14 protein-coding genes are annotated in these 16,727 nt (G+C 61.2%); 7 read left to right on the forward strand and 7 right to left on the reverse strand.

The annotated features are described in order from the left end of the window. Positions 1-144: 144 nt before the first annotated feature. Together IC235_RS06995 and IC235_RS07000 are read left to right on the forward strand one after the other, a co-directional pair. A complete protein-coding gene (locus IC235_RS06995) occupies positions 145-1,554 on the forward strand; it encodes an HlyD family secretion protein (RefSeq protein WP_191004455.1) in 1,410 nt (469 codons plus the stop codon). Next, positions 1,551-3,041 (forward strand): TolC family protein, encoded by a 1,491-nt coding sequence (locus IC235_RS07000; RefSeq protein WP_191004456.1) that lies wholly within the window; start codon positions 1,551-1,553, stop codon positions 3,039-3,041. The genes IC235_RS06995 and IC235_RS07000 overlap by 4 nt, the downstream gene beginning before the upstream one ends. A 179-nt stretch (positions 3,042-3,220) precedes the next feature. Here IC235_RS07000 and pulA read toward each other — a convergent pair whose 3' ends face one another. Further along, the gene (gene pulA, locus IC235_RS07005; RefSeq protein ID WP_191004457.1) at positions 3,221-4,987 is read right to left on the reverse strand and encodes a type I pullulanase; all 1,767 of its coding nucleotides are present in this window, start codon (positions 4,985-4,987) and stop codon (positions 3,221-3,223) included. 421 nt (positions 4,988-5,408) lie between these two features. Between pulA and IC235_RS07010 the strand changes: the two genes are divergently transcribed. Together IC235_RS07010 and IC235_RS07015 are read left to right on the forward strand one after the other, a co-directional pair. Continuing rightward, positions 5,409-6,485, forward strand: coding sequence for a sensor histidine kinase (locus tag IC235_RS07010; protein WP_191004458.1), 1,077 nt, complete (start codon positions 5,409-5,411; stop codon positions 6,483-6,485). Then, on the forward strand, positions 6,482-7,225 hold the full coding sequence (locus tag IC235_RS07015; protein WP_191004459.1) for a LytR/AlgR family response regulator transcription factor: 744 nt from the start codon (positions 6,482-6,484) through the stop codon (positions 7,223-7,225). The genes IC235_RS07010 and IC235_RS07015 overlap by 4 nt, the downstream gene beginning before the upstream one ends. A 248-nt stretch (positions 7,226-7,473) precedes the next feature. Here IC235_RS07015 and IC235_RS07020 read toward each other — a convergent pair whose 3' ends face one another. The 4 genes from IC235_RS07020 to IC235_RS07035 form a co-directional block, all read right to left on the reverse strand. Further along, complete coding sequence (locus tag IC235_RS07020) at positions 7,474-7,800, reverse strand: HesB/IscA family protein (RefSeq protein ID WP_191004460.1); 327 nt, start codon at positions 7,798-7,800, stop codon at positions 7,474-7,476. A gap of 113 nt (positions 7,801-7,913) precedes the next feature. After that, positions 7,914-8,309, reverse strand: coding sequence for a hypothetical protein (locus tag IC235_RS07025; protein WP_191004461.1), 396 nt, complete (start codon positions 8,307-8,309; stop codon positions 7,914-7,916). A 95-nt stretch (positions 8,310-8,404) separates the two neighbouring features. Beyond that, positions 8,405-8,815, reverse strand: a complete 411-nt coding sequence (gene iscU / locus IC235_RS07030; protein WP_046244756.1) for a Fe-S cluster assembly scaffold IscU — start codon at positions 8,813-8,815, stop codon at positions 8,405-8,407. A gap of 99 nt (positions 8,816-8,914) precedes the next feature. Then, positions 8,915-10,129, reverse strand: coding sequence for an IscS subfamily cysteine desulfurase (locus tag IC235_RS07035; RefSeq protein ID WP_191004462.1), 1,215 nt, complete (start codon positions 10,127-10,129; stop codon positions 8,915-8,917). Positions 10,130-10,346: 217 nt separating this feature from the next. On the opposite strand from IC235_RS07035, the gene mce reads away from it, so the two are divergent. The 3 genes from mce (at position 10,347) to IC235_RS07050 (ending at position 12,966) form a co-directional block, all read left to right on the forward strand. Continuing rightward, positions 10,347-10,766 (forward strand): methylmalonyl-CoA epimerase, encoded by a 420-nt coding sequence (gene mce, locus IC235_RS07040; RefSeq protein WP_191004463.1) that lies wholly within the window; start codon positions 10,347-10,349, stop codon positions 10,764-10,766. Positions 10,767-10,855: 89 nt separating this feature from the next. Beyond that, positions 10,856-11,428 carry an L-threonylcarbamoyladenylate synthase gene (locus IC235_RS07045; protein WP_191004464.1) on the forward strand — a complete coding sequence of 191 codons (573 nt, stop codon included), beginning with the start codon at positions 10,856-10,858 and terminating at the stop codon, positions 11,426-11,428. A gap of 98 nt (positions 11,429-11,526) precedes the next feature. Further along, positions 11,527-12,966 carry a CCA tRNA nucleotidyltransferase gene (locus tag IC235_RS07050; RefSeq protein ID WP_191004465.1) on the forward strand — a complete coding sequence of 480 codons (1,440 nt, stop codon included), beginning with the start codon at positions 11,527-11,529 and terminating at the stop codon, positions 12,964-12,966. 441 nt (positions 12,967-13,407) lie between these two features. On the opposite strand, the gene IC235_RS07055 is transcribed toward IC235_RS07050, so the two are convergent. Next, positions 13,408-16,077 (reverse strand): PspC domain-containing protein, encoded by a 2,670-nt coding sequence (locus IC235_RS07055; protein WP_191004466.1) that lies wholly within the window; start codon positions 16,075-16,077, stop codon positions 13,408-13,410. A gap of 63 nt (positions 16,078-16,140) precedes the next feature. Then, positions 16,141-16,488, reverse strand: coding sequence for a PadR family transcriptional regulator (locus IC235_RS07060; protein WP_191004467.1), 348 nt, complete (start codon positions 16,486-16,488; stop codon positions 16,141-16,143). Positions 16,489-16,727: the final 239 nt, after the last annotated feature.

Consider the following 16,727-nt stretch of genomic DNA (forward strand, 5'->3'; position numbering starts at 1 on the left):
TTGGGCGGTAATGAGCGCCGCCGAAAACCAACTGGAGCTCGTTCGAGCAATGCTCCGCCGACGTTTCTCCTCGCCCTCTGATTTACTGCTCGTTGCCTCTTTCTGGACCGGCACGAGCTCACTGATAACCGTTAACCGATAACTATGCCTTTTGCCGAACATCCGCTTTCCGAAACCCACCCGCTGGCGAGCGGCTTCCGCTCGTACCAGCGGGTGCAGACGCCGAACCTGGGCCGGGTGCTGGCCCGCTGGGCGGCGGGGCTGGGGCTGCTCACGCTGCTGGCCGGCTTTCTGCCCTGGACCCAGAACATTCGCTCCACGGGCCGGCTCACAACCCTGCGACCCCAGGACCGCCCGCAAACCGTGCCCAGCACGCTGGCCGGCCGCATCGCCCGCTGGTACGTGCGCGAAGGCCAGTTGGTGAAAAAAGGCGACACCCTGGTGCAGATTGCCGAAATCAAGGAGAAGTACTTCGACCCCCAGCTCGTGCAGCGCACCCAGGAGCAGCTGACTGCCAAGCAAGGGGCTTTGCAGGAAAACCAGGCGAAAAACCAGGCCCTGCAGCAGCAGATGCAAGCCCTGCGCGCCGGCTTGCAGGTGAGCCTGAACAAAGCCCGCAACAAAGTCATCCAGAGCGAGCTAAAAGTGAATTCCGACGAAGCCGACCTGCGGGCGGTCCGCAACGACTTCGCCATTGCCCAGCGCCAGCAGGAGCGCCAGGAAGCCTTGTACGCCCAAGGGCTGAAGTCGCTGACGGAGGTGGAGCAGCGCCGCCTCAAGTTTCAGGAGAGCACGGCCAAGCTGCAATCGGCGGAAAACAAGCTGGCCGCCAGCCGCCAGGAGCTAACCAATGCCCAACTGGAGCTGTCCTCGCTGGCGGCCGAGTATCAGGACAAGATGGCTAAGTCCGAGTCGGACCGCCGGTCCGTGACGGGGTACCGCTTCGATACCGAAGGCCAGATTGCCAAAATGCGCAACGAGTTAGCTAACTTGAGCATCCGGGCCGGCTTCTACTTTATTACCGCTCCGCAGGATGGCTACGTGGTGCGGGCCCTGAAAGAAGGGCTGGGTGAAATCGTGAAGGAAGGCGAGCCCATCGTGACGGTGATGCCCAACGCGCCAGTCCTGGCGGCTGAGCTCTACGTGCAACCCATGGACATTCCCCTGCTGACCGTGGGCCGCAAAGTGCGCCTGCAGTTCGACGGCTGGCCGGCACTGGTGTTCAGTGGCTGGCCCGGCACCAGCTTCGGTACCTTCGGCGGGGTGGTGTCCGTTATCGATAACATCGACTCGCAAGGGCAGTACCGCATCCTGGTTACCCCCGACCCGGAGCTGGAGCCCTGGCCCAAACCCCTGCGGGTGGGTAGCGGCGTCTACGGCTGGGCCCTGCTCGACAATGTGACCATCTGGTACGAGCTGTGGCGGCAGCTCAACGGCTTCCCGCCCGACTTCGTCGGCGACCCCGGCGCGGCAAAAGATGGCAAAGGCGGCAAAGAAGGCAAAGAAGCCAAGAAGGCCGAAAAGGGCGGCGCTACTGAGGAGGAAGCGAAATGAGAAAAAGCGCGCTTCTGCTCAGCTTAAGCTGGCTGCTGGGCCACTGGGCCCTGGCGCAACCGCTGCGCCCGTCAGGTACCGGTACCCCGCCCCCCGCGATGGTGGCCCCCCTGGCCGCCGCGACTGACCCGGCGGGTCCCGCCTTTGCGCTCGCCGACCTGCTTGCTTACGTCACGCTGCGCCACCCCGTGGCGCGGCAGGCGGCGCTGCTGCCCGAGCGGGCTTTGCAGGAAGTGCGCTACGCCCGCGGCCTGTTCGACCCCGCCGCCACGAGTAAGTACTACGGCAAAACCTTGGGCGGCAAAGAGTACTTCCACGACTGGGACAGCCAGCTGCGCGTGCCGCTCTGGTTTGGCGCGGACGTGAAAGCAGGCTTTGAGCGCGGCACCGGCGCCTACGTCAACCCCGAGAACTACACCGCGCCGGCGGGGCTGAGCTACGTCGGGATCTCGGTTCCCCTGGCCCAGGGCCTGCTCATGGACGAGCGCCGGGCGGCCGTGCGCCAGGCGCAGGCCCTGCAGGGCCTGGCCGAAGCCGAGCGCCGCGGCGCCCTAAACAAGCTGCTGTTGCAGGCCGCCAAGGACTACTGGGACTGGTGCCTGTCCTACGAGCGCCGCGAGCTGCTGCGCCAGAACGTGACCCTGGCCGACGTTCGCTTCCGCGCCGTGCGGGAGCGCGTGCGCCAGGGCGACCTGGCCGCGATCGACTCCATCGAGGCCCTGACGGAGCTGCAAAACCGGCAGGCCACGCTGGTGCAGGCCCAGGTGCAGTGGCAAAACGCCACCCTGCAGCTTAGCAACTACCTCTGGGACGAGCAAAACCAACCCCTGGACCTGCCCGCCACCGTCCGGCCGCAGCCCCTGCCCGGCCCCGCCAGTTGGCAGTCGCTCGCCCCCGACTCGTTGGCCGCCCTCACCGAGCGGGCCCAGCAAATTCACCCCGACCTGCAGAAAAGCCGGGCTAAGCTCCGCCAGCTGGGGCTGGAAGGCCGGCTGCTCAGCAACAAGCTGCTGCCCAAGCTTACCATCGACTATAATTTGCTGCAAGCCGGGCAGCCGTTCAACCCCGAAACCACTGCCCGCCTGAATAGCGCTTACCTGCAAAACAACTATAAGCTAGGCGCCAGCTTCTCGTATCCGCTGCTACTGCGCCAGGAGCGGAGCAAGCTTCAGCTCAACCGTCTGAAACAGCGGGAAACCGAGCTGGCCCTGCAGCAGAACACCCGGGAGGTGCAGACCACCGTGCGCACCGTGGCGGGCGAATGGGAGGCCTTGCGCGAACAGCTAGGCTTGCAGGAGCAAGTGGTGCGCAACGCCGAGCGCCTGCGCCAGGGCGAGCAAGTTCGTTTCGAAAGCGGGGAAAGCTCGGTGTTCTTGCTGAACTCCCGGGAATCGACCCTGGTGAGTGCCCGCGTGAAGCTGGCCGAGCTGCAATCTAAATTCGCCCAAACCCAGGCTACGCTACGCTGGGCGGCGGGCGGAAATTAAGTAAATAGTAATGGCGTTGGTTAAGGAAGCTTGATCTCGCAAAAGCCGGCGTGCTGCTTCCTTCAGCTTCTTGCCGCTAGCCTAGATACACTACACCCGCGCGGCCTTTGAGCCGCCGCAGGTAACTTATGTCTTACATGGTCATGACTGGGCGGACTCAGCCGGGCGGCCTCCACTCACTATTGTACCAGAATCAGGGCCGAGCTGGCGGGGACCAGCAGCTCAGTTCCCAGGGCAGTTATTTTGCCGAGGCCTTTTTCATTTACCAGGTCGCCACGCAGCACTATCCGGTAGTCCCCGGCCGGCACGGGCACGGTGGTGGCGGTACGGTTGCCGTTGAATACCACTACAATATTCTGCCAGGGGTCGCCGCCGGCGTGGTCTTTCAGGCGGTAGGCAATGGTGCCGGCGGGTAAGTTGGGTAGAAATTCCAGGTGTTGCCGCACCAGCTCAGCCGTGGGGAGCCGAAAGGCCGGATGGGCGCGGCGCAGGGCAATTAATTGACGATAAAACGTGTAGACAGCCGCGTACCGGGCTTTGCGCGACCAGTCGAGTTGATTCACGCTGTCGGGCAAGTTATACGAGTTGGATGAGCCGCCTTTGGTGCGTAGGAATTCATCTCCCACGGGCAGGAACGGAATGCCTTGCGAGGTGAAAACAATGGTGTTGCTCAGCAAATCCAGGCGAATCAGCTCGGCCTCGCTGGCCTGGGGGTTGGCCGCGCGGAGCTTGTCCCAGAGCACCAGGTCGTCGTGGCAGGCCACGTAGTTAATGGCCTGGGCGGGGGAGGCCGCCCAGGGTGCCTTGGAGTAGTTGACCTTGGCATAGTCGAGCTGGGGATGCTGGGTGGCGGCCACGATGCCAAACTTTACGCTTTCCTCCAGGCCCGGCTGCCCGCTGGCAAAGCCGGGCTCGCTGTGGCGGGCGTAGTGGCCCTTTACGCCGTCGCGCAGCTCGTCGCCGAAAGCGGCGATGCGGTCGAGCTGGCCCAGGTTGGCTTTCACGGCGCGGCGGGCTTCGGGGAGGGGGGAGGGGCCAGCTGCCCAGCCCTCGCCGTACACCAGAATGCTGTGATCCTGCAGATCGAGGGCGACGCGCACGGCGCGCATGGTTTCGCGGTCGAGCACCCCCATCAGGTCGAAACGGAAGCCATCGACGTGGTATTCGCGGGCCCAGTACGCCACCGACTCCACGATCAGCTTACGGACCATCGGGCGCTCGGAGGCCACTTCGTTGCCGCAGGCGCTGGCGTTGGCGAGGGTGCCGTCGGGATTGTGGCGGTAGTAGTAGCCGGGCACCAACTGCTCGAAGGCGCTACGGGCCGCATCGGCGGTGTGGTTGTACACTACGTCGAGCACCACGCGCAGTCCTTCGCCGTGCAGGTTTTCGACCAGCTGCTTGAACTCCCGGATGCGCACGGCCGGGTCGGCGGCATCGGTGGCGTAGGAGCCTTCGGGCACGGAGTAGTGCAGCGGGTCGTAGCCCCAGTTGTAGCGATTAGCACTGCTGGGCTGGCTTTCGTCGATGGAAGCGAAATCGTTGATGGGCAGCAGGTGCACGTGGGTCAGGCCCAGGTCCACCAAGTGGTCGAGGCCGGTGCTGACGCCCCCCGGGCCCCGGGTCCCGAGCTGCGCTACCCCCAGAAACTTGCCCTTTTGCCGGATCCCTGACTGTGGGTGCATGCTCAGGTCGCGCACGTGCACTTCGCCGATAACAACGTCGGTTGCTTGCTTAAGGGCCGGTCGCCGGTCGTCGGCCCAGCCGGGTGGCTGGGCCGTTGCGGGGTTAAGCACGGCCCCGCGTTGGCCGTTCAGGCCCACGGCGTGGGTATAGGGGTCAGCTACTTCGGCCATGACGCGGCCGGCAATGGTGGCTTGCACGGTGTAGAAACCCGTGGTACCGGCGGGCAGGGCGTAGGTCCAGGTGCCGCCTTCGGCCTTTTGCATGGCGTAATCGGCTTGCAGTGGTATAAAGCCGCAGCCGCAAAGCTTCGGCGGTGGGGGCCCACACGCGGAGGGTGGCTTGTCCGGCGCGCCAGGTCAGGCCCAGGTCGGGGCCGTTGTAGGTGGGATACTTCGAGAAGTCGGGCTGGGGCGAGGCCGGGGCGGGCGAGGCAGCGGAAAGAAACACAAGCAGCAGAAGCGGGCGGATCATACGTGCAAGTTCGGGGATTGGCGCTTCTTGTCGTTTGGGGCGCCGCAGCGCGGAGAGTAGCTGAAGCAGCCGCGCTTTGGCAATGGCCCGGTGGTGTGGTCGTGCCCGAACCGGGAAAACCTCCCCGCCGTCGATGTAATCCCGCTGGCGGTCGGTTTGGCCGGGGTTTGGGGACGGCATCGGTTATGTTTGCTTCAATTCCCGCCTCCACCCATGGCCGTTCTGACTCCCCGACGCTACCTCACGCCCCTGATCCACGTGTTGATGTGGGGCTTGTTCGGGCTGACATTTTTGCTGTTTCAGCCGCTCACCGGCCGCCTTACCATGCCACCCCAGTTCTGGCTGAGGCAAGCGCTGATGTTTTGCGTGTGGGTGGCCACGTTTTACTTCACGGCTCGAGTGAGTGTGCCGCGCCTGCTGTTTCAAGGCCGGACCGGCTGGTTTGTGCTGGCCCTGAGCGCCACCACTGTAGCGGTGCTGCTTTTTGGCAAGTTCCTGGAGCTGTCGCTGAATTTGCCCGCGCTCATGAATAAAGCCTTTGAGGCCGCGGCCGGCCGCCCCCGGCTGCTGAGTGGCCGGCCGCGCTTCGACTCAATGAGCCTGCTCACGACCATGTTCGTGCTCGGCATCAGCACCAGCATCACGGTGGTTCAGAAGTGGCAGACCGACGCGCAGCTTCGCCAGACCTTGGAGCAGCAGCGGGTTAGTGCCGAGCTGTCGGTCCTCAAGGCGCAGATCAATCCGCACTTTTTCTTCAACACCCTCAACAACATCTACGCCCTTACCCTGCTCGATGGCGAGCAGGCCCGCACGGCCCTTCACCGGCTGTCGCGCATGATGCGCTACGTGCTCTACGACACTGCCGGGGGCCTCACGCTGCTAAGCCAGGAGCTGGCTTTCGTGCAAGACTACATCACGCTCATGCAGTTGCGGCTCGATGAGCGGGTGACGGTCACCTTCGAGCGGCCCGAGCCGATCCGCGACGTGCCCGTAGCTCCCATGCTGCTCTTGCCCTTTCTGGAAAACGCGTTCAAACACGGTGTGGCGGCAACTTCGGCCAGCAGCATCTTCATCGCCTTGCGCCAGCCCACGCCCGAAGTAGTGGAGCTGGAAGTGCGCAACACCCGCCTGCCGCTGCCCGCCACCGACCTGGCCGGGAGTAATGGCATCGGCCTGGCCAACACTCGCCGCCGCCTCGATTTGCTGTACCCCGGCCAGTTCACCCTGCTGGTGGAGGACCACACGCCCGCCAATGAGTTTCGAGTTCATTTAACCTTGCACGTCGCATGAGCAGCCGGCCGCCCCTCAACTGCATTGCCGTCGACGATGAGCCCCTGGCCCTGGGCTTAGTCGCTTCCTTTATTCAAAAAACCCCCTTCCTGGAGTTGGTCGGCCGCTTCGGTAGCGCCGTTGAAGCGTTGAAGTACTTGCACGAGCACCCCGGCACGGTCGACGTAGCTTTCCTCGACATTCAAATGCAGGAGCTCAACGGGCTGGAGCTGGCCCGCGTACTGGGCTCCGCCGGCCCGCGTATCATTTTCACCACTGCTTTCAGCCAATACGCCCTCGACGGCTACCGGGTCGACGCCCTCGACTACCTGGTTAAGCCCTTCAACTACGAGGAGTTTCTGCGAGCGGCGGCCAAAGCCCAGGCCTACGCCGCGCTCACCGCATCGGCCACCACCCCCGCGCTCGCCGGCCCGGAGGAAGAGGAGTATTTATTTCTTAAGGCGGAGTATCAACTGGTGCGCGTGGCCCTAAGCGACATTCTGTACATAGAAGGTTTAAAAGACTACGTCAAGGTCCACCTCAGCAGCGCCCCCCGCCCTCTACTCTCCCTCATGAGCCTGAAGGCCATGGAGGAGAAGCTGCCCGCGCGCCGCTTCATGCGCATTCACCGCTCATTTATCGTAGCTCTGGATAAAATTGAGGCCGTACGGCGCCTTACCATCCAGATCGGCGCCGCTACCATTCCAGTAGGCGAGCAGTACAAAGACGCCTTCCTACAGTTTCTCAGCCGCTGGACCTAGCCCACGGACCACGGATTCGCGACCACGGATTCGCGCGGATTTTTCGGATTACACGGATTTTGTGGATGGTTTACTTTTGTCACGTAGGCGTGAGTCCGATTCTCAGGTTTAGGTATACGTCCGGCTGAATAATCTCGCTGGCCCTTGCTAACTGTCAACGCAAAAGGCCACCCAATTGGGTGGCCTTTTCCTGTATGAAGTCGTCCACAAAATCCGTGTAATCCGAAAAATCCGCGCGAATCCGTGGTTCAGACGGAGAAGCTCTCGCCGCAGCCGCACTCGCGGGAGGCGTTGGGGTTGTGAAACTGAAAGCCCTTGCCGTTCAGGCCGTCCGAAAAATCCAGCTCGGTGCCGGCCAGGTAGAGGAAGCTCTTCATGTCGACTACTACCCGGACGCCTTTATCTTCGAACTCCTGGTCCATGGGCCGCACTTCATTGTCGAAATCCAGCTTGTAGCTCAGGCCCGAGCACCCACCACCGGCTACCGAAGCACGCAGGCGGTAAGAGTCGTCCAGCTGCGCATCGCGCATTAGGCGCGTTACTTTTTCTTTGGCTTTATCAGATACGGTAATCATGACTGTAATGGTCAGGAGCTGGTTATTAGTAGCTGGTTGCTGGCTGATGATTTATTTAACGGGTATTTCTTTATGGAAACGGGCCAGCAACAGCAATTAAGTAAACAGCTAAATCAAGAAGAAGGATTCAAAACCACGCTGAACACGGTAATAGTGTTGAGGTCGCGGCCGAAGTAAAGTTTATCCAAGGCTTCGTAGACGTGGTGAGCCCGAAAGTAGGAAGTGTGCAGCTCCTTATCGCCGCGGGCTCGCCACTGCAAGGTGAACGAGCTTTCGTTGTCTCGGTAGCGCCGCACGTAATCCAGCATTTTGTGCAGGCACTCCCCCGCATCGTGGCCCACTTCATAGCGAAATAAAAAGCTCTGCTGGTGCCGTGGGTTCACGGTAATCAAATCCAGCCGCGTCTGCCCGTCTAGTTGCCGAAACTCAAACCGCAGCTCCCCCGGGGCTATCCCCAAGTGTTGCTCGATTTCGCGCTGCAAGCGGGCCGCCTCAAATTCGTCGGTCATGCAATAACGAAAAAATGAGGAATAGCGAAGGAGAGCCCGAAGAATCAGCCGGTGGGCCAATGCTTCGTTCCCCGTTCGTCATTCCTCATCCAGGATTAGTGATGGGCTAGCTCCAGGGCGGGCAAGCCGTTTTTCACGCGGTAGTCTGAGATAGCCGACTTAATGGCATCTTCAGCCAGTACTGAGCAGTGAATTTTTACGGGCGGCAAGGCCAGCTCCTCCACAATCTCCATGTTGTCGATGGCCAGGGCCTCGTCGATGGATTTACCCTTTAGCCACTCGGTGGCGAGCGACGACGACGCAATGGCCGAGCCGCAGCCAAACGTCTTGAATTTGGCGTCGGTGATGGTATTGGTGGCTTCGTCTACCTCAATTTGCAGGCGCATAACGTCGCCGCACTCCGGTGCGCCCACCAGGCCGGTGCCCACGTTTTTCTTGCTTTTGTCGAGCGTGCCCACGTTGCGCGGGTTGCTGTAGTGGTCAATTACTTTATCGGAGTAAGCCATGGCTTTTTGTGAATTAAAAATTAAAAATTTTGAATTAAAAATTGAGGGGCGAATCAAATGGATCAGTCCATTTTTAATCCTCAATTTTTAATTAATTCCCTAGTGTTCGGCCCACTCGATTTTACTTAAGTCGACGCCCTCCTTAAACATCTCCCACAAAGGCGACATCTCGCGGAGCTTGGTTACCGCTTCCTTTACGTGGTTGATGGCGTAGTCGATCTGTTCGTCGGTGGTAAAGCGGCTCAGGCCGAAGCGTAGCGAGGAGTGCGCCAGGTCGTCGCTCAAGCCCAAGGCCTTGAGGACGTAGCTGGGCTCCAGCGAGGCCGACGTACAGGCCGAGCCCGACGACACGGCCAGGTCTTTCACGCCCATCATCAGCCCTTCGCCTTCGACGTACTTAAAGCTGATGTTGGTAACGTGGGGGAGGCGGTGCTCCCGGGAGCCGTTTACGTAGCTTTCCTCCAGCGTTAGCAGCTCTTTCTCGAGGCGGTCGCGCATGGTGCGCAGGCGGGCGGTGTCGGCTTCCATTTCGAGCATCGCCAGCTCGCAGGCCTTACCCAGGCCCACGATGCCGGGCACGTTGAGGGTGCCCGAGCGCATGCCGCGCTCGTGGCCGCCCCCGTCCATCTGGGCGGTTACTTTTACCCGGGGGTTCTTGCGGCGCACGTACAGCGCGCCCACGCCCTTCGGGCCGTACATCTTATGGGCGGTGAAGGCCATCAGGTCGATGCCATCGGCAATGACATCCACCGGAACTTTACCTACCGCCTGAGTACCGTCCGTCATGAACAGGGCGCCGTACTGGTGGGCAATCTTGGCGATTTCGCGGATGGGCTGGATGGTACCCGTCTCGTTGTTGCCGTACATGATGGTGACCAGAATCGTCTCTGGAGTCATGGCGGCGGCGAGCTCTTCGAGGCTGATGAGTCCTTGCTCGTTCACCGGCAGGTACGTGACGCGGGCGCCGAGCTTCTCGAGGTGCTTACAGGTATCGAGCACCGCTTTGTGCTCGGTGGTAGCGGTGATGATGTGGTTACCCTTCTGGCTGTACATCTCGAACACGCCCTTGATGCCCAGGTTGTCCGACTCGGTAGCGCCCGAGGTGAAGATGATTTCCTTGGGGTCGCAGTTAATGAGCTTGGCGATTTGTTCCCGGGCGTAATCAACGGCTTCTTCGGCCGCCCAGCCGAAAGGATGGTTGCGCGAAGCGGCGTTGCCAAACACTTCGGTCAGGTAAGGCATCATGGCCTCTAGTACCCGGGGGTCGAGCGGGGTGGTAGCGTTGTTGTCGAGGTAAATAGGGAGCTTAAGCATTGCGCGCAGCAGTAAAAGCAAAGTGGTAAACCAGCGAATGCCTGGTTCCTCGTAGAACACGGTTACGGGGTAATCAGTTTTCTTTGGTCCGACAAAAGTAGAGACAATCTAAATAGGGATTGTCTTCGGAAAGTCGGAGCCACGCCGAAGCGTAGCGAATAAGCACGTAAACCCCCTTAATGTCTCTTTCGCCAAGCCGGAGCTTGGCGCTTTTCCCATGCTTACTAACCTCGAACACCTCGGCCTGGCCGTGCACGACCTCGCCGCCGCCACGGCGCTTTACACCACCCTGCTGGGCACGCCGCCCTACAAGCAGGAACACGTCGCCAGCGAAGCCGTGGATACGGTGTTCTTTCGGGTTGGCGGCTCCAAAATTGAATTGCTGGCCGGCACCTCCCCGGAAAGTGCCATTACGAAATTCCTGGCCCGGAAGCCCGAGGGCATTCACCACGTGGCGTTTGAGGTGGATGATATCCGGGCCGAGATGGCGCGGCTGAAGGAGGAGGGCTTCGTGTTACTGAATGAAGAGCCCAAGCCTGGAGCGGATAATAAGCTCGTTTGTTTTGTGCACCCAAAGAGCGCCGTTGGCGTATTAGTAGAGCTTTGCCAAACCATCGATTCAGCGGACGGTGATTAACGAAAACGGGTTTCGGTGGTTTTGCCACGCAGGTGTGCAGCCTGTGAAGAGGTCATGCTCATTAGCCAACCCCCCTAAACAAGTGGTTTATGAACCGATTCCAACAAGAAGTAGAAGCCGCGGTGGATGCCTTACTGCTCCAGCAAGTTATCTTGTACCCCACCGATACGGTGTGGGGCCTGGGTTGCGATGCCGAAGCGCCGCGCGCCGTGCAGAAACTGTACCGGCTCAAGGACCGCCCCGAGGGCCAGCCCAGCATTGTGCTGGTGGCTGACCTGGCCATGCTGCACCGCTACGCTGCGGAGGTACCCAACGAGTTAGAGAGGCTGCTGGCCGAGCAAACGCGGCCTACCACTTACCTGTTGCCAGCCAGCCGGGTGGTCGCCCCTTGCCTGGTCGCCCCGGACGGGACCGTCGGCCTGCGGGTGGTGAAGGATGAATTCTGCTTCAAGGTGGTGCGGCGGCTCGGGCACGGACTGGTGTCTACTTCGGCCAACAAATCCGGGGAACCAGCCCCGACAGTGTACTCGGAGATTGCCCCCGTCATTCTGCGTGGCGCCGACCATGTAGTAAGCTGGCGGCAGGATGACGAGACCCGGGTCGCCCCCTCACGTGTGGTGCGCCTGGGCGAGAACGGAAGTCTGGAAGTGGTGCGGATGTAGAAAAGGCCCGTTTTTTAGGGCAGGAGCCTGGCCCGCTAATTCGGCCGCGTGGGGCCAGCGACGCGCCAACTAACCGGGGAGTTACGACCTTTGCGCCCATGAAAACCCCCCAGCTCCCAGAATTACCCGTCTTTCGTGCTATTGCCGCCGCTGCTGCCGAGCTCAAGCAGCCTGCCTACGTGGTGGGGGGCTACGTGCGCGATCTGGCCCTGGGCCGCAACAGCAAGGACATCGACGTGGTGACCGTGGGGGATGGCATTGCCCTGGCTCAGGCCGTCGGCGCCAAGCTGAAAGGCCGCGGCCGGGTCACGGTGTTCAAGAACTTCGGTACGGCCATGCTGCCGACCGAGGAGGCGGGCGAAATCGAATTTGTGGGCGCCCGGAAGGAAAGCTACCGCGCCGATTCGCGCAAGCCGGAGGTCGCCGCGGGCACGCTCGAGGAAGACCTGGCCCGCCGTGACTTCACTATAAATGCCCTGGGCCTGAGTTTGAATGCTGAAGATTTTGGCGCTCTGGTCGACCACTACGAGGGCCTGAAGGACTTGGCCAGCAAAACTATCCGCACGCCACTGGGCCCCGACGTAACGTTCTCCGACGACCCGCTGCGCATGATGCGCGCCATTCGCTTCGCCAGCCAGTTGGGCTTCGACATCGAGCCCGACACGTTCGACGCCATCAGCCGCAATAAGGAACGGATAAAAATTGTGTCGCAGGAGCGAATTACGGTCGAGCTGAACAAGATTATTGAGTCGCCGACGCCCAGCTACGGGTTCAAGCTGCTGTTTCAAGCGGGCCTTTTACCCCTCATCTTTCCTAAGATGGCCCAGCTGCATGGGGTGGAGAAAGTGGGCAACCACGCCCACAAGGACAATTTCTACCACACCCTGCAAGTGCTCGACAACGTGGCCGCGGCCGGCGGCGACCTGTGGCTGCGCTGGGCCGCCGTGCTGCACGACATCGCCAAGCCCGCCACCAAGCGCTACGACCCGCGCGTGGGCTGGACCTTCCACGGCCACGAAGACAAGGGCGCCCGCTGGGTGCCCGGCATCTTCGCCGACCTGAAACTGCCCCAGGGCGAGGAAATGCGCATGGTGCAAAAGCTGGTGCGCCTGCATCTGCGCCCCATCGCCCTGGTAAAGGAAACCGTAACTGATTCGGCCATCCGCCGCCTGCTGTTCGAGGCCGGCGACGACATCGACCGCCTGATGCTGCTGTGCCGGGCCGACATCACCAGCAAAGACCACGAGCGCAAGGCTCGCTACCTGCGCAACTTCGGGCAGGTGGAAGAAAAGCTGAGGGAGGTGGAGGAGAAAGACCACCTACGCAGCTTCCGCCCGGTTATCACCGGAGAGGTCATCATGGAAACTTTTGGCCTGAAGCCCTCGCGGCAAGTGGGCGAGCTGAAAGAGGCCGTGATGGAGGCCATTCTGGAGGGCACCATTAAAAACGAAATGGAGCCAGCCCTGGCCTTCCTGTTGCAGCAGGGGGCAGCCAGGGGGCTGGCTCCAGAAGGAGGCTTCGTTCACTCACCAAACTGAGCCTGGCTTCTCTTTCTCAGGGCTGTAGACGTAAAGATGGGTTTAAAGTTGCTTATGTCCTAGCGGGTACAGAAAAACTTCCTGTTATTATTAAATGACCCGTATTTGAACCCGTACTGTTGAGCCGGAACGGCTGCTCCTCCTGGCAAAAGCGTGGTTACGGTGCGGTTTGTAATCAGGAAGTCACCGCTATCAACCGGGCCCCGGCGAATGGCGCGGCTGCCGCGCAACAAGCGGTACCGGTGGAAGTACGCGGGCAGCCCTTCAGCATTGAGCGTGGCGCCAGTCCATAACTCATAGTGGAGATGCGGAAGGTAAGAGCGGCCCGTCGGCCCTACCCGAGCTGCCCTGCTTTCCTCAGGGGAGTAATAAAGTAAAACAGCTTGCGGGGGCGGAGCCGCCAGGGAAAGCCTGCGCCGAGCCCCGGCCCCCGCAACGGAGTTACAGCCGCTTCACACTAGAGGGGCCGGTGGCATCCACGTCCACGCTTTGGGGTTGGCCGCTGTAGGCAATTACGCTGGCCCCCACGGCGTCGCCCTTGATGCTTTCGGTGACGTTCAGCCGAGCCTTGCACACCCCCGCCACCGATACGTTAGCGTTGCGGATTTGCAGGTTGGCACCGGCCAGCTCGCAGGCTCCGGCGGCGTCGAGGTCGAGGGCATCGGCGTGGCCGGTAGCCGTGGTGCGGCAGGCGCCGGCTTGTTCCAGCTTCAGGGTGCCGTAGTTGCCGTTGAGGCGCAGGTGGCTGGCCCCGGCCTGTTGCACTTTGAGGCGGTCCTGCCGGTCGAAGCCACCGAGGTCGGCTTGCACGGCCCCAGCCAACTCCAATTCCTCCAGGGCCGGCATCTCAATGCGAATCAGTACCTTCTGATCGTCCCGGCCCCAGTTACGGCCGAAAAACGACGTGTTGCGAGGGCGAATGGTGAGGGTGTTGCCTTTGCGCTCCACGCGCAGGTCTTGCAGCCGGTCGTCATTGCCACCAGCTTCCACCTTGAAGGCGTCGCCGTGGCGCACCACCAGCCGGTAGCCACCCACGATGTTCACCTGTGTAAAGTCGGTCTCGTTGAAGCTACGGCGGGCGCTGCCGTAGCTGCCCAGGTCGGTATCGAAGGCGGGCGCGCCCCCGTAGTTCAGCGAGAGGCCGCTGCTGCGGTCGTCGCCTTCGTCATTGTCCCCGTTATCACCATCGTCGCCGTTGTCGTCATCCGAGTCAATGTGAACGTTGATGTCGGCTTCGTCGTTGTCCTCGGATCTGCCTAGTTCCTCGTCGGTGCAGCCGATGCACTCCAGCTTGTTGCCGCGCAGGCGGTAGCGGTGTTGCTCGGGGTTGTTGGGGCGGTGGTTACCCACGAAGTTCTCGTCATCGAGCAGGTTGTTGGCAAAGCGCTCACTGAGGCGGAAAGTGCGGTCGCGGGGCAGTCGGATGGTAACGGCCAGCTCTTGATCGCGATACTTGGCCCCGGGCAGGAAGGAGAAGTGGTCGTCAAGCACCAGCGCGGAGTCACCGCTGGCCCGTACGGTGTAATCAATCGACGTCAGCGCGTTGCGGCGGGCTTCTTCATCGGTTGGTCCTTTCGCACTGAGGGTGCGCAATACCTCCACGACGCGGCCGCTGTCGGCGGGGGCGAGGCGCACCTCCGCGCGCTGGTCCCACTCGCGTTCGACGCGGCGGGTGTCTAGCCGCACTACCGGGGTGGTCAGGGCTGGGTAGCGTTCGAGTTGCTCTACTTCGGCCTGGCGCTGGAATTGGCGGCTTTGTTGGGCCACGGTCATGACCAAGCCTACAATGCTCAGCAACCACAAGCCTAGTAGCGACAAGTTGACGTTACGGGACGTTAAAGAACGACGGAATAGCAAGCTGAGCCCGCCCAGTAGCAGAAAGAGCGAAGGAATTCCGCCAGCGAGAAAGCCGGCCAGCAATCCCCAGGCCGATATGCCGTTTAGCAGTACGTGAGCGGGTGCATCACCGAGTATAATGTTTTCCGAATTGGGAATCAGTCCAATGCCCACCCCTAGCACGATGGCCAGGGCTAGCAGGAGCGCAAACCCAGCTATGGTGAGCACCACGCCGGCCCAGATGCGAATGGCGGCCCCAATGAAGTTCACCAGCGGCCGCAGGCCCCGGGCTGCATCCTCCACAAAGGCACCAACGGGCCGGTTGGTGGTAGCGGGTCCCCCAGCGAGGGCATTGTTGCGCATGCTGCTGTCAAAGCTTTCCAGGGTTACCGCGTCGCCGCGCATGCGCAGCTTGTCCGAAACCGTTTTGGCTTCGGGCAAGAATATCCACAAGATGATGTAGAGCAGGAAGGTGAAGCCACCCACGAACAAGCCGGCCAGCAGCAGCACGCGCACCAGGGTCACGTCGATGTTGAAATATGCCGCCAGGCCCGCGCCTACGCCGGCCACTTTGCCGGTGTCGGTGTCCCGAAACAAACGGCGGCCGGCCAGCGGACCCGAGTTTAACAGGGCTTCGTTGAGCGCGGGCGCGTCGTAGCGCTTGGGCAGTACAATCCAGAGCACGATGTAGGCGATGGCGAACCACCCGCCTAAGCCCAAGTGGCCGTCGTGATGCGAGTCGGTCCAGATGCCGATGGCGGGCGAAAACAGCGTGGCAAACAAGAAGCCCAGGCGGATCCAGAGCGGGTTCACGGCGAAGTACTGGGCGATGCCGGCGGCCACCCCGGCCACTTTGCGGTTGGCCATGTCGCGGTACAGGCGCTTGGGGCGGGTTTCCGCCGTAGCCGAGGCCGGCGTCTCCGTGGTCGCGTTGCCGAAGCCCGCCGAGGCATTATTAGCCGAAGTACCGGCCGCGTAGGCCGTTTCGGTGGCCTCGTCGTCCTCGTCGGCCTCGGCCGCAAAGTCGCGCACGCGGCCCATTTTGGCCATCATGGCTTCTACATCGGCCAGGGTGATGACTTGCTGGATAGGGGAGAGGCGCGCCGAAAATAGCTCGGCGATGCGGCCTTCAATATCGGCCACGATGTCCTCGTGGCCACGATAGCTGGCGAAGTGGGCCTTCACTTCGGCCAGGTAGCGGCCCAGCACCTCGTAGCCGTCCTCCTCGATGTGAAAGATAATACCCTGCAGGTTGATACTGATGTTCTTTTTCATGACAAATGGCTGAGAAACGGCCTTTTAAATTCTGATGAGTGAAGAAGGAAAAAGACGGCAAAATCAAACAGCGGGCTTGGTGGGAGCGCTGTGTCGGATAATGCCCACGGAAGTAGCCATTTCCTCCCAGGTTTCGCGCAGCTCGTCTAAAAACTGGCGCCCGGTGTCGGTCAGGGTGTAGTATTTGCGCGGCGGCCCGCTGGTGCTCTCTTTCCAGACATAGTCCAGCAGCGCGGCGTTTTTTAGGCGGGTGAGGAGCGGATAGAGCGTGCCCTCTACCACTATCATGCGGGCCGAAGTCAGTTCCTCCAGCATGTCGGAGGCATAGGCTTCGCCGCGGGCGATAATTTCCAGGATGCAGAATTCAAGGATGCCCTTGCGCATTTGAACCTGGGTGTTCTCGAGTTTCATGGGCGTTACGAATAGCTAGTGGGTGAGAAACAGTACAAATGTATGGTAGGTACTTTGTAACGCAAGGTACTGGATGAATATTTTTCGGATTAATTGCCAAATATTTTTTTACTCGTTGATTATCAGCAATAAAAAATTAGCTCTCCCCACCGGCCAAGTGTCATTAGAAAGATGAAAACCTAGAAAATACGGTCATTCTTCGCCGGCACCCCAGGGCTACGAGCGGAAGCTAGCGCGCG

Source organism: Hymenobacter montanus, assembly GCF_014699115.1.
Taxonomy (GTDB): Bacteria; Bacteroidota; Bacteroidia; order Cytophagales; family Hymenobacteraceae; genus Hymenobacter; species Hymenobacter montanus.

Excerpts from the sequence above, each read along its gene's own strand:
- IC235_RS07050 (WP_191004465.1), top strand. The coding sequence starts at position 11,527 with ATGAAAACCCCCCAGCTCCCAGAATTACCCGTCTTTCGTGCTATTGCC.
- IC235_RS07045 (WP_191004464.1), top strand. The coding sequence starts at position 10,856 with ATGAACCGATTCCAACAAGAAGTAGAAGCCGCGGTGGATGCCTTACTG.
- mce (WP_191004463.1), top strand. The coding sequence starts at position 10,347 with ATGCTTACTAACCTCGAACACCTCGGCCTGGCCGTGCACGACCTCGCC.
- IC235_RS07010 (WP_191004458.1), top strand. The coding sequence starts at position 5,409 with ATGGCCGTTCTGACTCCCCGACGCTACCTCACGCCCCTGATCCACGTG.
- IC235_RS07055 (WP_191004466.1), bottom strand. The coding sequence starts at position 16,077 with ATGAAAAAGAACATCAGTATCAACCTGCAGGGTATTATCTTTCACATC.
- IC235_RS07035 (WP_191004462.1), bottom strand. The coding sequence starts at position 10,129 with ATGCTTAAGCTCCCTATTTACCTCGACAACAACGCTACCACCCCGCTC.
- IC235_RS07020 (WP_191004460.1), bottom strand. The coding sequence starts at position 7,800 with ATGATTACCGTATCTGATAAAGCCAAAGAAAAAGTAACGCGCCTAATG.
- IC235_RS07025 (WP_191004461.1), bottom strand. The coding sequence starts at position 8,309 with ATGACCGACGAATTTGAGGCGGCCCGCTTGCAGCGCGAAATCGAGCAA.
- IC235_RS06995 (WP_191004455.1), top strand. The coding sequence starts at position 145 with ATGCCTTTTGCCGAACATCCGCTTTCCGAAACCCACCCGCTGGCGAGC.
- IC235_RS07015 (WP_191004459.1), top strand. The coding sequence starts at position 6,482 with ATGAGCAGCCGGCCGCCCCTCAACTGCATTGCCGTCGACGATGAGCCC.
- IC235_RS07060 (WP_191004467.1), bottom strand. The coding sequence starts at position 16,488 with ATGAAACTCGAGAACACCCAGGTTCAAATGCGCAAGGGCATCCTTGAA.
- iscU (WP_046244756.1), bottom strand. The coding sequence starts at position 8,815 with ATGGCTTACTCCGATAAAGTAATTGACCACTACAGCAACCCGCGCAAC.
- IC235_RS07000 (WP_191004456.1), top strand. The coding sequence starts at position 1,551 with ATGAGAAAAAGCGCGCTTCTGCTCAGCTTAAGCTGGCTGCTGGGCCAC.
- pulA (WP_191004457.1), bottom strand. The coding sequence starts at position 4,987 with ATGCAAAAGGCCGAAGGCGGCACCTGGACCTACGCCCTGCCCGCCGGT.